Origin of the sequence: Methanosalsum zhilinae DSM 4017, from assembly GCF_000217995.1 — an archaeon.
In the GTDB taxonomy this organism is placed as follows: Archaea; Halobacteriota; Methanosarcinia; order Methanosarcinales; family Methanosarcinaceae; genus Methanosalsum; species Methanosalsum zhilinae.
This window is the reverse complement of the sequence record NC_015676.1, coordinates 1,693,153-1,708,396: the sequence shown is the minus strand read 5'-3', so window position 1 is coordinate 1,708,396 and position 15,244 is coordinate 1,693,153. Positions and strand designations below refer to the sequence as shown.

The following is a 15,244-nucleotide window of genomic DNA, read 5'->3' as shown; positions in this document are numbered from 1 at the left end:
TTATGGTAATGAAAAATATATTAAAATCATTAAGGAACATCTACAGACCCCCCGTTACCCGAAAATATCCGGAATCAGAAACTGAGATGTCTGAGAGGTATAAGGGGCTTCAGAAACTTGATAAATCCAAATGTATTGGCTGTGGTATATGTGCAAACACATGCCCCAACAGAGCGATAAGGGTAGTAAGGGCAAAGGTCAGCAAAGACAGTGATAAGCAAAGGTGGTTCCCGGAAATAGATATTGGTCACTGTATGTTCTGTGGTCTATGCATTGACCAGTGTCCAAAGGAAGCTCTGTCAAGTACAGGAGTATGTTCTAAAGGAATTGTAAAATGGAAACATGAGGAGCTTCTCTGCACGCCGGATATGCTGGCAAGGGATGTTCCGATCGATGATGAGGAGGGAAAGGAGTAAATGTACGTTATTGGAGAACTAATCGCATTTTTAATATTTGCAGTCGCCCTGATCGCTTCTTCTATCTTTGTTATAGCAGCGAAGAACATTGTCAGGGCAGGGTTATCCCTTATAGTTTCCCTGTTCAGTGTGGCAGGGCTTTATATGCTGCTTAACGCCTACTTTCTTGGAGTGATCCAGGTGCTGGTATATGTAGGTGCAATTGGTATACTGATTCTGTTTGCGATAATGCTGACAAAAACAGAGATGGGAAGTGATAGTGATGTTAGATAACCCGGTTGAAAAACTTGCACCATTATCCAGATTTGTTCCCTCAAATCCTGGCAGTCTGTTGATCGTACTGCTCTTTCTGGCAGTTATTTCAGTATCCCTGATAGGTACAACATGGCCGGTTGCAGATCAGCCAATAGCTGATTTTGCAGATCCAAGCAACATAGAAAAAATTGGAATGCTGCTGTTTACTGAATTTGTTGTTGCTTTTGAGGTACTTGCACTGGCCCTGCTTGCAAGCCTTATAGGTGCGATATATCTTGCAAGAGAGGAGGTCGAAAAATGATTGCTCTGGAACATTACCTGGTACTTTCTGCAATCATTTTCTCAATAGGTCTCTATGGACTGATGACCCTGAAGAACGGTATACGTCTTATGATGTGTATTGAACTTATGCTGAATGCAGCAATAATCAATCTTGTAGCCTTCTCTGCATACAGTCATGATATAACCGGGCAGGTATTTGCACTGTTCATTATTGCACTGGCAGCAGCAGAGGCTGCAATAGGACTTGCTATTATGCTGTCCATCTACAGGGTGCGTGATGATATCAACCTTAATGAAGTTAATATACTGAGGTGGTAATAAATGAACATAGGAGATATTGCATTTTTAATACCACTTCTTCCGGCACTTGCGTTTGTAGTTACTCTCTTCTTTGGAAAGAAGATGTATTCCGGAGGTGCACTGCTTCCAATAGGGGCAATTGGTGCATCATTTGTAATCTCACTGCTGATAACCATTAATCTGCTACAGAATCCTGATCAGGTTATACACCAGTCTGTCCACTGGTTTGCTGTGTTCAATCTGGGTATTCTGATTGATCCGCTTGCTGCGGTCATGCTGACAATGGTATCACTTGTGAGCCTGTTGATCCATATTTATGCTATAGGTTATATGGAACATGACCCCTCAAAACCAAGATATTTTGCAGAAACATCCCTGTTCACTGCCGCAATGCTTGGTGTGGTACTCTCAGATAATATCCTTCAGATGTTCATTTTCTGGGAACTGGTAGGTCTGTGTTCTTATCTTCTTATTGGTTTCTGGTACCAGAAGCCTTCTGCAGCTGCAGCTGCAAAGAAAGCATTCCTGACAACCCGTGTAGGAGACATCATGTTCCTTGCAGGAATAATCATCCTGTTTGCTAGCATGTTCCAGGCATTCCATGGTGAGATTCCGGAGGGTGTCTATCTTCTGCAGTTTAGTGAAATGTTCAATAACATAGATGCATTGTCAGGAATGACTGCAACCATATTTGGAATGGAAGTAGGTCATCTGACACTGATCGCACTGCTCTTCTTTGGAGGAGCTATAGGTAAATCAGGCCAGTTCCCGCTGCATGTATGGCTTCCTGATGCAATGGAAGGTCCAACAACAGTCTCGGCTCTCATCCATGCAGCAACCATGGTTACAGCCGGTGTGTATCTGGTAGCAAGAACTTTCCCTATGTTCCTTGCAGCACCTGATGCACTGCTTGTGGTAGCTTATATTGGAGGGTTCACAGCGCTGTTTGCAGCAACCATGGGACTTGTGATGAATGATATCAAACGTGTACTTGCATATTCCACAGTCAGTCAGCTGGGTTACATGGTACTTGGACTTGGAATGGGTGCAGCAGTAGGACTGGAAGCTATTGGTGTATCTGTGTTCCATCTGATCAACCATGCATTCTTCAAGGCACTGCTCTTTTTGTGTGCTGGAAGTGTTATCCATGCTGTAGGCACTCAGGATATGCGCCAGATGGGAGGACTTGGTAAAGCGATGCCCATAACCGCAATTACGATGCTTATTGCTTCCGTCTCACTGGCAGGATTTGGTATTCCTGGAACATCGGTGGGCACCAGTGGTTTCTTCAGTAAGGATGAAATCATTGAAACTGCATTTGTATTTGGACAGCATACTCATGACTGGATTCCGTATCTGTTTGCAATCCTGGCAGCCCTTCTAACGTCCATTTATATATTCAGGCTGTTTTTCATGACATTTGCCGGAAAGGCACGCAGTAAAACAAAGGCGCATGAATCGCCTTCTATCATGACCGTTCCATTGATGATACTGGCAGTATTTTCACTGATATTTGGTGCACTCACAATGAAGCCATTCATCCACTTCCTGGAGCGAACCTTTGAAAATAACGTGGTCAGCCTTAACATTGAACACCTGGCAAGCCTTGGAAATTATAATCTTGTTCAGGAACATGGACATGAACCTCTGCTGATCCTGTGGTTGCCTGTAATTGTTGCAGCAGCTGGTCTTGTGATATCATATCTACTCTATTACAGACAGGTGATTGATATCAATAAAGTGGTTTCAAGACAGAATCCTGTATACAAACTGCTTTATAACAGATATTACCAGCACAGGATACTGACTGAACTGCTGGCAACAAGGATTGTATATGAAACAATAAGTCTTTCAGCTGATTTCTTCGACCGCAAGTTTATAGATTCCATAGTAGACGGGACCGGTAAAGTAACAATGTCCACAGGTAATGTCCTGAGACGGATACAGACAGGTGTTGTTCAGAACTATGTGACTGCGGTCATTGCAGGGGTTGGTCTGCTGATCGTACTGCTTAAACTGATCGTGGAGGTACTCTGATGTTACCAATAATTTCCCTCATGATCCTGATAGCACTGGTTGGTGCTATAGTTACACTATTTACCAGAACAAAAGAACAGGCAAGGATGATTGCACTGGCAACATCACTGGTTGCACTGATTGGTGCCCTGTACATGTTCTTCAGATTTGACAGTGAATCACCCATGCTTCAGTTTGTGGATTCCTTTAACTGGATCCCTTCACTTGGAGTAACATACACTGTAGGTGTTGATGGAATTTCAATGCCTCTTGTACTTCTCACAGCAATTGTGATCCCTCTGGTAGTTCTGTATTCATGGAACGAATCCAAGAACCCAGGAAAGTTCTATGCCATGATACTTGCAACCTATGCAGGTGTGATCGGTGTATTTACATCAATGGACTTCTTCCTGTTCTATGTATTCTGGGAACTGAGCATTATACCAATGTTCTTTATGATCAACATGTGGGGAGGACCTGATAAGGCATATGCTTCAATGAAGTTCCTGCTCTACACTCATGTTGCATCACTGGTAATGCTTCTTGGAATATTTGCAATGTACTTTGGAACTTTATTCCAGACAGGAATCGCTACATTTGATATTCCAACACTTCTTGCTCAGTATCAACTGTTTGAATCTGATCTAGCCCGTACAATGATATTCATTGCACTGCTGATCGGATTCATTGTGAAAATGCCTGCAGTTCCCTTCCACAGCTGGCTGCCTCATGCCTATGTGCAGGCACCAACTGCAGGTACAATCCTGATGGCTGCAATAATGTCAAAGATGGGTGCATATGCTCTGTTCAGGTTCATTCTTCCGATGCTCCCATTTACAGGTAGTACTGATCTGATGGTAAGCATACTGGCAGCACTGGGTGTTCTGAGCATTATTTACGGTGCATTCCTTGCACTGGCACAGGATGACCTCAAGAGGATGGTTGCATTCTCCAGTGTAAGCCATATGGGCTTTGTTACACTGGGTGCAATGGCATTTGTACCACTGTCTGTATCAGGTGCAATGTTCCAGATGTTCTCTCATGGTCTTATCACATGCCTGATGTTTATGTCAATAGGCGCGATACAGGTTATGGCTGGTACCCGGCTGATCTCAGAACTGGGCGGTCTGGCTCAAAAAATGCCAAAACTGGCATTTTTGATGGTAGCTGGATTTATGGCCTATCTGGGACTTCCAGGATTTAGTGGATTTATTGCAGAGTTCACGGTGCTTAACTTCTCTTACATATCCCTGCCTTCCTATGTGATAGCTGCAATATTTGCGATAGTGATCACAGCTGCATATCATCTATGGGCATTGCAGAGGGCTATGTTTGGAGTGTTCAATGAGAAACTTGGAGATATTCATGATATATCCAATCTGCAGACCTTTTCAATGGCAGTATTTGTCCTGCTGGCACTGTATTTTGGATTAAACCCGAGCCCGGTAATGGATATGATAATAACAAATGCAGAACACATAGTTGGCCTTATGGCAGTGGCGGGGGTGTGAAAAATGGAAAATATACTTTTATTTTCACCTGAAATAATACTGGCTGTTACCGCGATAGTAGTACTGTTTACAGGTCTGTTCCTGAAAACAGAACATAAATCCGTACTTGGATATATTGCAGTTGCCGGAGTCATCATTTCAATGGCTCTGACACTGAGTATCATGCTTTCCAGGACAACAGCCTCGATGTTCTATGATACAATGGTGATAGATTCACTATCCCAGCTATTCAAGCTGATATTCCTGTCAGTTGCACTGCTGGTATCAATAGCATCAATAAAATACGTCAGTGGCAGCAGAAATACTGAAGAGTTCTATTCTCTCATGCTTCTGGCAGTAATAGGTATGATGGTGGTCTCATCATCCAATGATCTGATCACTCTCTTTGTAGGATTTGAGCTTGCAGGACTTGCAACTTATGCACTGGTAGGATTTGAGAAAAAGAACATTGTTCTGCTGGAAGCTTCGATGAAGTATTTCATCATAGGAGCACTTTCATCAGCTCTCATTCTTTTTGGAATGTCCTATGTATATGGTATGACAGGAACAACAAGTATACCTGGTATTGCTGAAAATGCTTCCCTTCTTGCAGAAAGCCCTGTAGGACTTGTAGCTGTTGTTCTTCTGATTGCAGGATTTGGATACAAGATGGCCCTTGTACCGTTCCATATGTGGGCACCTGACACTTACCAGGGTGCATCTCCTGTGATCTCGGCACTGCTTGCAGGCGCTTCAAAAAAGATGGGATTCATCGCAGCATTCAAGGTAATTATAGTTGCACTGATTGCTCTTAGTGCTGATTGGAGAACAATATTTGCTGTTCTTGCTGTGATCACAATGACCCTTGGAAATGTGGTTGCACTGACCCAGACAAGTGTCAAAAGGATGCTTGCCTATTCCTCTGTTGCACAGGCAGGATATATTGCAATGGCTTTTGTTGTACTGACACCAACAGCCCTTGCAGGTGGTATCCTTTACATTATGTCCCATGCATTCATGAAGGCAGGTGCTTTTATTGCAGTAGGAATCGTCGGGTTTATGGTACTCCTTGGGAACAGGGAAGCACGCAATGTTGACCACATCGATAATTTTAAAGGACTTGGAAAAAGAATGCCAGTAACTGCTTTTTCCCTCATGGTCTTTTTGTTTGCCCTGGCAGGAATACCTGCAACCGCAGGATTTGTGAGTAAGTTCGTACTGTTTGCATCAACCATTGAAGCAGGACTTGTATGGCTTGCAGTGATTGCGATTCTCAACAGTGCTATCTCACTGTTCTATTACGCAAGAGTTGTAAAGTACATGTACTTCATGCCTGCAGAAGGTGGAAGGGTCTCAGAACCTGCTCCGTTTGCAGTAGCAATGATTATTGCACTGGCTGCAGTACTGATTATTGGAATATGGCCTGAACCGTTTATCTACTGGGCAACAGAAGCTGCAAAGGTGCTTTTGATCTGATGGAGGAATGAAGATATGACAGATTGTGATTTATGTGGAGTAGCTCTACCAACCCTTAACAATGTAAAAGTATTTGCTCCAGAAGATGATGATAAATCATCATTTGGCTCAAAACGCATACGCAAAACTGAAGGCCAGTCCGTAATGATGCCCAGGTATACATCCCATGCCCCTCTGGGGGTATGGGCCGGGCTTTGTGACAAATGTCTCAGGTCTGCCAGTGAAGCTGCAGAGACTGTTCTATCAGAGGAGAATAAATCCGCTGGTACAAGCGGGACATGTGAGATGTGTGGTGCCAGAGCTATGCTCTTTGAGGTAGATATTGAAATCCCTTCATTTTCCCGGGGCAGTGAACCTGATAGTTCACACATATGTGCCAGCTGCCTGGAAGCGTGCAGGGAAGTTTACGAAAAGATGTCATCAGATGGTGGCTCAGGCCACCATTAACTTTTTTTTTAATTTTAATGTATACACCACTGCTCTCATGATGCTATCAGAAGCAGTACTATCAGTATAGTCAGTCTTACACCCATGGTCATTGACAGTGAGAATGAGACTATGGTAATGCCTGTTTTTGGACCGAATATGGATACATATCTTGGAAGCAGCGACTTTATTCCAAAGAAAGGTATCATGAACATACTTCCTACCATGAGTATGATCATCGCCTGAATAGCTGTAATGGTACCTTCATGGATCATGGGGCCAAGCAGAGATATTCCAAGTATGGGGCTTACCACATAGCTTGTCAGGGGCACAATGCTTTCAGGTGGTATTCCGAAAATATCTACCAGTGGAAGAACACTGAATATCTCAAATACTCCCATATCCTGAAGTGCGAACACAAGAGTTGTCATGGCAAGGTATATGGTAGCGATCTTAAAGAACAGCTTTTTTTCTCGTTTCAAAGCACGCCGAAATGCAGTTTTTAAGGAAATCTTTTCAGAGTTTCCGTCTTCAGGTACATTACATTTGTTCTTTTTCAGAAATAATCTGCTCAGGAGTATTATAAGAGATATTTTGACAATAGCTGTTATGATAAATACCATCACATAAAATCCACCAACTATAAGCCCGAGAGCTGGTATCACAATAGGTATCTGGTAGGTAAGTATTTCCCGGAAATAGGCAGGTGTGCTGTTAAGGGCTGCACAGAGGACCACTTCCCTGTTCTGGAGGCACTGATCTTCCTTGAGCTTTACAACCATACTGTTTGCAGCAACTGTAGACCCCAGTGCAACAAGAAATGTTGCAGCGCACGAATCCGGAAGATTTGTATGACTGAACAATGGTTTTACAATTCCTGAAAATCTCTGCATGAAACCCATTTCAATAAGAATTCCTGCACCTATCAGTCCCAGGAAGATCATTATTATGATGGGAACTGCAAAGTCCACGACCCTGAAAAATATTTCCAGTATATTGATTTCCATTGACAAGCTGATTAAACACTCCGATAGATTAATTTATGCGGCATATGACTGAAAAATCAATCGATTTCTCAAAAGATATGTGAAATGACACATAGTTTATGGGCTGTTCCCTTCCAGTTATTCTTTCAGGGAAAAATATATTTCACTGAAATACAAACTGAATGTACATATATATTGTTCCAGTCAATTTAAATCGTATCTGACTGATTTTAGGTACTGACTATTCAGAGAATGATCTGCAGTGAATTGAGGAAAAATGGACTCCATAAAAACAAAGATAACAGTATATATAGTATTATCTCTGATCTTAATTTCTGTACTTACCACATCAACTCCTGCACAGGAAAATTATCTGGATGACATGTGGATGGATGATAATGAATTCTTTTTTGATCTTTTCTATAATCACGGAAATGTGATGCTGATTATTGATCCAGCTACAGGTGAAATTATTTATGCCAATCTGGCAGCGTTTGAATATTATGGGTATCCTGATCTGGATGATATGAATATACAGCGTATTAACACTTTGACTCCGGTACAGGTTCAGGAGGAAATGGAACGTGCATCCAGACTTGATAATAATTTTTTTCAGTTCAGGCATCTTCTGGCAGATGGCAGTATAAGGGATGTAGAAGTGTATTCCTATCCCATAGAAATTAACGGCAAAACCCTGCTTTTTTCCATAATAATTGATGTTACAGACAAAATTCAGGCTGAAAGAGAGGTCGAGACCAGAAACAATATCATATTCTCACTGATAGCAACTGCTCTTGCTGCAATGGCCATAATGATAATTTTTCTGATAAAGAACATTAATCGCAGAAAAAAGGCAGAAGCCTATGATCATCACATAAAGAAGGTTCTAATGGGTATCAGTAATGTCAGCCAGATGATTGTCAAGGAATCAGATCCAAGTAAGTTGATAGAGAAGGCATGTAAAAAACTGACCGATAACCTGGGATATTCTAATTCCTGTATAGTGATGTTTGATGATTCAGGAAATGTATCTTCAGTTACCTCATCAGGAGATAATGACATGGCCGCTGACCTTAAACGTGATGTATTAAACGCAAGATTTGATACTTGGATCAACACTGCCCTTGAAGCGGATGATGTTGTGATTGCAGGTGGCCATGCTGCAGAACCCATAGAATGTCCGCTTCGAATTGATCATCTGGATAATGCAGATATGTTCATTCCACTCTGCTACAAAGAAAAAACATATGGAATAATTGCAGCATCCATTCCCCAGGAATACGCTTATACTGATGAGGAAAAGATTCTATTTAAGGAACTGGCTGATAACCTGGGTTTTGCTCTCTATAATATTGAAATGGAAAATAAAAGAAAACAGGCAGAAAGAAAATTGAAAGAGCGTGAATCTTTCATTGAAACCGTGCTTAACAATCTTCCTATTGGTATAGCTGTTAATTCTGTTGATCCAGATGTTAATTTTGAATATATGAATGACAATTTCCCCAGAATTTACAGGACCACCAGGGAAAAACTCACTTCTTCTGATTCATTCTGGAATGTAGTCTATGAAGATCCTGAATTCAGGGAGAGCTTAAAAAAGAAAGTTATTGAAGATTGTGCAAGTGGTGACCCTGTCCGAATGCAGTGGTCTGAAATTCCTATTGTACGAAAGGGTGAAGAAACGTCCTACGTTACTGCAAGAAATATTCCTATACCTGATACTGAACTGATGATTTCCACAGTATGGGATGTTACCAGGGACAAGAAACTGAAGGAGATGCAGCAAAAGGAGATTCTTTTAAAAGAAGTTCATCACAGGGTCAAGAATAACCTTCAGGTGATAGCAAGTCTGCTGAATATGCAGTCCCGTAATTTTGATGATGAAAAAGTAAAAGGTGCATTCAGGGACAGCCAGAATCGGGTTCGTTCAATGTCCCTTGCACACGAAAAATTATACGGGTCATCAGAACTGTCAAATATTGAAATATCTGATTACATCAAAAGTCTGGAACACTACGTACTTCAAAGCTACAATACCTATGCTAAAGATATTGAACTGGAAAACGACCTTGATACTGCATATCTGGGAATTGATATAGTTGTCCCTCTTGGCCTGATCCTGACTGAACTGATGACCAATTCATTCAAACATGCCTTCATTGACCGAAAGGAAGGAATGATATCTGTTACCTTCAGGTCTTTTGAAGATGAATATTTGCTGAAAATAAGTGACAACGGTATTGGAATTTCTGATGAGTTCGATGTTGAAAGCTCGAAATCACTGGGCCTCAAAATAGTGAATATGCTGGTACAGCAACTTCAGGGATCACTTAGTCTGAATTCTTCCAATGGTACAGATTATGTGATAAGGTTCAGGAAATCGTGAAGAGCGTTGTTTTTTACTGAATTATATTTTCAAAGTAGCTATTTAATGATAAATCCTGTTGGTGATCATACCAAAAGTTTGATATTGAGAGTAAATAATCTGTTTTGCTGGTGAGCCAAGTTGAAACGAGAACTTATGGATATTCTGGCATGTCCTGTATGCAAAGGAGACCTTGTTTTAAATGTAAGTGAGGAAGATGAAAAGGAAGTTATTAAAGGAACCATCTTCTGCCCTGCATGCAAAATACATTATCCAATAGATGAAGGAATTCCAAATATGCTCCCTCCAGAGGATGGAGACTGATAATCACTTAAGGTGTGGATTTTTTGCAGCATGTGCACATTAATCGTCTTGGTGTAAATTCAATTGAATTTGATAATGATATTGTTAGCATTCCATTGAAGCCAGGCGATGAACATAGCTTTGAAATTATACTGATCAACTATGGTTCTCCAACATATGTACACCTATCTGCAGATAAATCTCTTGAAGAAAACATCACTTTCCTGGAAGAGAAACCATATGTGATGCATGAGGAATATGTTCCTGTTATTGCACGCATACCTCCAGGTGGCAGACTTATGAACAGTGGGCAGATATATGTAACCGTTGGATACGGATCAAGGAAAGCTGGTTTTAGAGTGGATATTGGTTTTTCAGTAAGTGATGAGATCTATATTGTTGATGATGAAGACGAACCCGAGTTCACAGGCACACATCAGCGTGCAACCGGAATGCGCTCGTGCAGTGCCATGAATTTATCCGGCATTTATTCCAGTTTTGTTTCTGGCTTCTCTGATGGTGCCTTTTTAAAATCCGTACTTATTTTTTCGGCTGTAAGCGTTGCCTTTATATTATTATATCTTCTTTATCAGTCAGATCTTGGATTACTGTCTCCTTTTTATCAGGCAGTTTTCCTTTCAATAGTATTCACATCTATAATATCATACGTTCTGATCAGATTTCTTTAATTCAAATTAATGAGGTAGTTGGTTTTCTATGAAATACATTATTGTTACCGGTGGAGTAATGAGCGGGCTTGGAAAAGGAATTACTGCAGCATCCATCGGCAGAAACCTGAAAAATATGGGCCACAGGGTAACTGCCATCAAGATCGATCCCTATATAAATATTGATGCAGGTACAATGAGCCCCTTCCAGCATGGAGAGGTATTTGTTTTAAAGGATGGTGGAGAGGTCGACCTGGATCTGGGTAATTATGAACGATTTCTTGATACCGAGCTTACAAGGGAACACAATATAACTACCGGAAAGGTCTACCAGTCTGTGATCTCAAAAGAGAGGCGTGGTGAATATCTGGGAAAGACTGTTCAGATCATCCCCCACATTACCAATGAAATCAAAGAGAGGATACGCACAGTGGCAGAGGAGAGCGGTGCTGAGATATGTCTGGTGGAAGTTGGAGGAACAGTTGGTGATATTGAAAGTATGCCTTTTCTGGAAGCTGTCAGGCAGATGCACAGGGAGGAAAAACAAAACGACATAGTGTTTGTTCATGTGACACTGGTTCCCATTGATTCTCAGGGTGACCAGAAGACAAAACCCACACAGCATTCAGTAAGGGATCTCAGGCAACTTGGACTGACTCCTGATGTGATTGTATCAAGGTGTAAGGAGCCACTTTTAAAAAGCACCCGTTCAAAGATTTCTCTCTTCTGTGATGTACTGGAAAGGTCTGTGATAAGTGCCCATGATGCAGGTGATATCTATGAGGTTCCGATACTGATGGAAAATGAAGGGCTTACAGAACATATGATGAATCTGCTTGATATTGTGGCAAAGGGCAACGATAGATCGTGGTACGATATGGTTTCCCGAATGAAAAATGTAAAAAGCATTGTAAGGCTTGCAATAGTTGGTAAATATATTCACCTTGAAGACTCGTATCTGAGTATAACTGAATCCATTAAACATGCATCTATTGAGTGCGGGACACGGGTGGAAACATGCTGGGTTGATGCTGAGGCATTTGACACGGATCCTGCACTGGTGAATGAACTATCCTCTTATGATGGAATTCTGGTACCCGGTGGATTTGGTGAAAGGGGAATTGAAGGTAAAATTTCCGCTGTCAGATATGCTCGTGAAAATAATATCCCGTTCTTTGGACTATGTCTTGGAATGCAGGTTGCAGTTATCGAATTTGCAAGAAATGTAGTGGGACTGGAAAAAGCAAACAGCACCGAATTTGATCCAGATACGCCTTATCCGGTGATAGATATTCTGCCAGAACAGAAAAATGTTGTCGATATGGGTGCAACAATGAGACTTGGTGACTACGAAGCTGTAATCAAACAGGGTTCAATGGCAGAAAAGATCTACAATAGCAGAAAGATCATTGAACGCCACAGGCACCGTTATGAGGTAAACCCTGAATTCATTGAACGCATAGAGTCTCAGGGGATGCATTTTTCAGGCATCAATAATGGAAGGAGGATGGAGATTGCAGAAATTCCTTCAAAAAGATTTTTCCTTGCATCCCAGTTCCATCCGGAGTTCAGGTCAAGGCCGGGAAGACCTTCACCCCTGTTTAAAGCATTTGTGGAGTCAATGACAGAATACTCTTTCCTTGAAGAGAAATGTCCTGTCAGGACATGAATGTCAGAACTCTTTGATCAATCATTTCAGGACATTTCAAGGGGATGTACTTTCATGTACTCCCTGAGAACAGTTGTTGCATAGCTACCCTTTGGAAGAGTAAATTCAAGGATTGCCTTTGATCTGCCAGGACTCGTCTCGTCATCTTCAGTACTGAATACAGGACTCACGTTGAGCAATATCTCTCGTCTCATGCCTCTGGAAGATATACCACTGACAGGAATTTCTGCAAAATGCTTTCTGGAAACACCGGTCTGATCGAATATTGTTCTCTCAATTTCACCAGGTTCATCTTCACTGAACTCAGTTTCGTATCCGATAAGAGGAGCAGTTACAAAAGCTCTTTTTCGCCGGATAAGATTATTTATTCCATCAATCGTTCTTTCACTTACCTTTTCAGTTCTGGATGTGTCAGGAAGTCCGGCACTGTTCTTGAAGCATACAACATCTCCTTTAACAGCCTGGTTCAATGGAAGTCCTCTTCGCATTCTCTCTGAGATAATCCGGTTGAATATATATGACTGATAAGCGTGTACAAACATTCTGCGAAGGTTTTCCGGCAGTATCAGGAAAGCACCTTCATAGTCACCGGGTTCATTAACCAGATGATGCATCATTGTTCTTTCATATCGAAGATGGTGAGGATACAGTTTCAACCCTTCTATAAAATTCCTGGTATCAGCAACAAAGTTCCTTGCATTCTTTGTATCCTCAGGTTCGTCCTGAAATGTCATGGAAATATATTTAAGTGCAGCTTCCTCTGAATCTCCCTTAACAAGAGATTCACCCACAAGATGTGTAATGGGTCGCAGGGAGCCAAATCTCTGAATACCGAAATAGTTTGGAACACCACCGTTTTTATCGATTTCCATTGTGATGCTACTGAGTATCTCTTTTAGTTCAGCCTTGCTGTGATCAATATTGCGTATAGTTATTCTGAATTCATTTCCTGTAAGATCTCCCAGCCCTATGGATTTATTGGATCTTCCGATCACTTTTAGATCCACATCTTTGAGGTGAACATTTTCTATATCAGTTTCATTCAGGTCAAATATACTTATTTTCTGTGTGGTTTCTGCTCTTTTATCCTTGGTACCTGCAAAACCTATTCTTTTCTGGCTGATCCTGAGCCTGCGTGAGAGTTCCCTGACAACGTGATGCGTATCCCAGTTATGTTTTGTCAGTTCAAGTATCAGATATTTACCTTCAAATCCTTCCTTTCGATTTGTAATTTCCCTTACCTGAAAATCCTCGATAAGCTTTCTGAGAATACCTCCGGTTCCCTGGGATGAGGTAGAGTATAATTCTATTCCTATCTGTTTTTCTATATCGTAAACCTGCATTTGAATCACAGTATTTTCCTGGGTTAACTGGTCTGGACCATCCTTTAATTTAATATCTGCATCAATGGTCAATATCAATGGCTGTGATGGTATCTGTTCCCATATAGGTCCATCCGTCTTCTGTAGGTGCTGCGTCTGCCGGAAGATCTCCTGCATATATACCTGCTGTTGCATCCAAAATCAGCCATGAACCATATGTATCTGTTGAATAATATACCGGTACGTCTCCATAGTATTTCCGGACACCTTCTGTGATCCGGTTGACCTTCTCTGGATCATTTCCAATATATACTCCTGCAAAAGCATGTGTATCGGTTACATACATGCGTCCTGTACCGCCAACAGATTCAACCATTGATATGATCAATATTGCATAATCTTCACAGTCACCTGCCCCTATCTGGAGCGTCTCTGAAGCAGGGGCCCAGTAATCTGTTCCTCTTGGATCACTTACATAGTTGATATTATTCCTGACATGATCGAAGATAGCACATACCTGATATATATTGTACTCTCCGGGGTATTCTCTTGCAGCCAGGGTTGATGCTGCTCTTATATCCGGATGAAGTGGCTCTATGTTATTGTTTGTTCTTTTGAAGAGATGTGGTGGGTTTGTGTGATACATAGGCTCTTCTTTTTCTGGAATTGATCTGATTTCTACTGTAAACTCTTCAAAATAACGTATGTTATAATCATACCATTTGCCGTCCCTATCCTGTGCAAGCATTGATATTCCAAGCTGAAGGGACATATTATCTGTACCGGAAGGTACTGGTATTGTAGCAATTCCCAGATATTCTTTCTGTCCGGATTCTATGGTCTTTCCTGTAATTTTCATTGTTTGTATACTGCTGTCAGGTGCTCTCAATCCGTACTCATAAACAAATACAGGCGATGCACCTTTGTTTTCTATAAATACTTCCACAACCGCAGTCCCTGAACTGTAAAAGGGTCTGTAGTAATAGCTGCTGGAAAGTTCAAAACCAGGTGGTCTCTGGGAATTTGCCTGCGGTGCATTCTCATATTTTGCAGGATCGTACTCAGGTATTGCTGGAATGGTAAATGAATCCGGGTCAGGTTCATACCTTTCAGAAGATTGTGGGGCAATGCCGGTACTCTCAATGAACTGTTCAATCTTTGGTACAGGTTCTGAAATGCATCCTGAAAAAATTATTGATAATATAATAAGGATCATTGATACTATACAGGAACTTTTTTTCATTCGAAGAATCTCCATTTTTTTAATGTG

15 protein-coding genes are annotated in these 15,244 nt (G+C 41.4%); 12 read left to right on the top strand and 3 right to left on the bottom strand.

All coding sequences use genetic code 11. The features are described 5' to 3' along the window. Window positions 1-2: 2 nt before the first annotated feature. Genes fpoI through fpoO form a run of 8 tightly spaced genes read left to right on the top strand, consistent with a single transcriptional unit; the run spans window position 3 to window position 6,682 of the window. Window positions 3-416 carry a F420H2 dehydrogenase subunit FpoI gene (gene fpoI / locus MZHIL_RS08020; protein WP_013898870.1) on the top strand — a complete coding sequence of 138 codons (414 nt, stop codon included), beginning with the start codon at window positions 3-5 and terminating at the stop codon, window positions 414-416. Continuing rightward, window positions 417-689: an NADH-quinone oxidoreductase subunit J gene (locus tag MZHIL_RS10845; RefSeq protein ID WP_013898869.1), complete on the top strand. Its 273-nt coding sequence runs from the start codon at window positions 417-419 to the stop codon at window positions 687-689. Then, window positions 679-972, top strand: a complete 294-nt coding sequence (locus MZHIL_RS10840) for an NADH-quinone oxidoreductase subunit J family protein (protein WP_013898868.1) — start codon at window positions 679-681, stop codon at window positions 970-972. The genes MZHIL_RS10845 and MZHIL_RS10840 overlap by 11 nt, the downstream gene beginning before the upstream one ends. Next, entirely contained in the window at window positions 969-1,271 is a 303-nt protein-coding gene (fpoK, locus tag MZHIL_RS08005) for a F420H2 dehydrogenase subunit FpoK (RefSeq protein ID WP_013898867.1), read from the top strand. Before MZHIL_RS10840 ends, fpoK begins: the two co-directional genes overlap by 4 nt. Window positions 1,272-1,274: 3 nt before the next feature. Then, window positions 1,275-3,290: a F420H2 dehydrogenase subunit FpoL gene (fpoL, locus tag MZHIL_RS08000; RefSeq protein ID WP_013898866.1), complete on the top strand. Its 2,016-nt coding sequence runs from the start codon at window positions 1,275-1,277 to the stop codon at window positions 3,288-3,290. Beyond that, window positions 3,290-4,780: a complex I subunit 4 family protein gene (locus MZHIL_RS07995; protein WP_013898865.1), complete on the top strand. Its 1,491-nt coding sequence runs from the start codon at window positions 3,290-3,292 to the stop codon at window positions 4,778-4,780. The genes fpoL and MZHIL_RS07995 overlap by 1 nt, the downstream gene beginning before the upstream one ends. Before the next feature lie 3 nt (window positions 4,781-4,783). Then, a complete protein-coding gene (locus MZHIL_RS07990; protein WP_013898864.1) occupies window positions 4,784-6,235 on the top strand; it encodes an NADH-quinone oxidoreductase subunit N in 1,452 nt (483 codons plus the stop codon). A 15-nt stretch (window positions 6,236-6,250) separates the two neighbouring features. Then, window positions 6,251-6,682, top strand: coding sequence for a F420H2 dehydrogenase subunit FpoO (fpoO, locus tag MZHIL_RS07985; protein ID WP_013898863.1), 432 nt, complete (start codon window positions 6,251-6,253; stop codon window positions 6,680-6,682). Between the two features lie 35 nt (window positions 6,683-6,717). Here fpoO and MZHIL_RS07980 read toward each other — a convergent pair whose 3' ends face one another. Beyond that, entirely contained in the window at window positions 6,718-7,668 is a 951-nt protein-coding gene (locus MZHIL_RS07980; protein ID WP_013898862.1) for a nucleoside recognition protein, read from the bottom strand. A 256-nt stretch (window positions 7,669-7,924) separates the two neighbouring features. Here MZHIL_RS07980 and MZHIL_RS07975 point away from each other — a divergent pair, with 256 nt between their 5' ends. From MZHIL_RS07975 to pyrG, 4 genes are all read left to right on the top strand, one after another. Beyond that, a complete protein-coding gene (locus MZHIL_RS07975; RefSeq protein WP_013898861.1) occupies window positions 7,925-10,033 on the top strand; it encodes a histidine kinase dimerization/phosphoacceptor domain -containing protein in 2,109 nt (702 codons plus the stop codon). Window positions 10,034-10,153: 120 nt separating this feature from the next. Beyond that, window positions 10,154-10,336 carry a methytransferase partner Trm112 gene (locus tag MZHIL_RS07970; protein ID WP_048815552.1) on the top strand — a complete coding sequence of 61 codons (183 nt, stop codon included), beginning with the start codon at window positions 10,154-10,156 and terminating at the stop codon, window positions 10,334-10,336. Between the two features lie 32 nt (window positions 10,337-10,368). Then, the gene (locus tag MZHIL_RS07965) at window positions 10,369-11,004 is read left to right on the top strand and encodes a DUF7524 family protein (RefSeq protein ID WP_449405386.1); all 636 of its coding nucleotides are present in this window, start codon (window positions 10,369-10,371) and stop codon (window positions 11,002-11,004) included. Between the two features lie 28 nt (window positions 11,005-11,032). Next, window positions 11,033-12,652 carry a glutamine hydrolyzing CTP synthase gene (pyrG, locus tag MZHIL_RS07960; protein WP_013898858.1) on the top strand — a complete coding sequence of 540 codons (1,620 nt, stop codon included), beginning with the start codon at window positions 11,033-11,035 and terminating at the stop codon, window positions 12,650-12,652. Between the two features lie 26 nt (window positions 12,653-12,678). Here the strand turns inward: pyrG and truD are convergent, their stop codons facing one another. Together truD and MZHIL_RS07950 are read right to left on the bottom strand one after the other, a co-directional pair. Further along, window positions 12,679-13,995: a tRNA pseudouridine(13) synthase TruD gene (truD, locus tag MZHIL_RS07955; RefSeq protein WP_048815687.1), complete on the bottom strand. Its 1,317-nt coding sequence runs from the start codon at window positions 13,993-13,995 to the stop codon at window positions 12,679-12,681. A 61-nt stretch (window positions 13,996-14,056) separates the two neighbouring features. After that, entirely contained in the window at window positions 14,057-15,217 is a 1,161-nt protein-coding gene (locus MZHIL_RS07950; RefSeq protein WP_013898856.1) for a transglutaminase-like domain-containing protein, read from the bottom strand. Window positions 15,218-15,244: the final 27 nt, after the last annotated feature.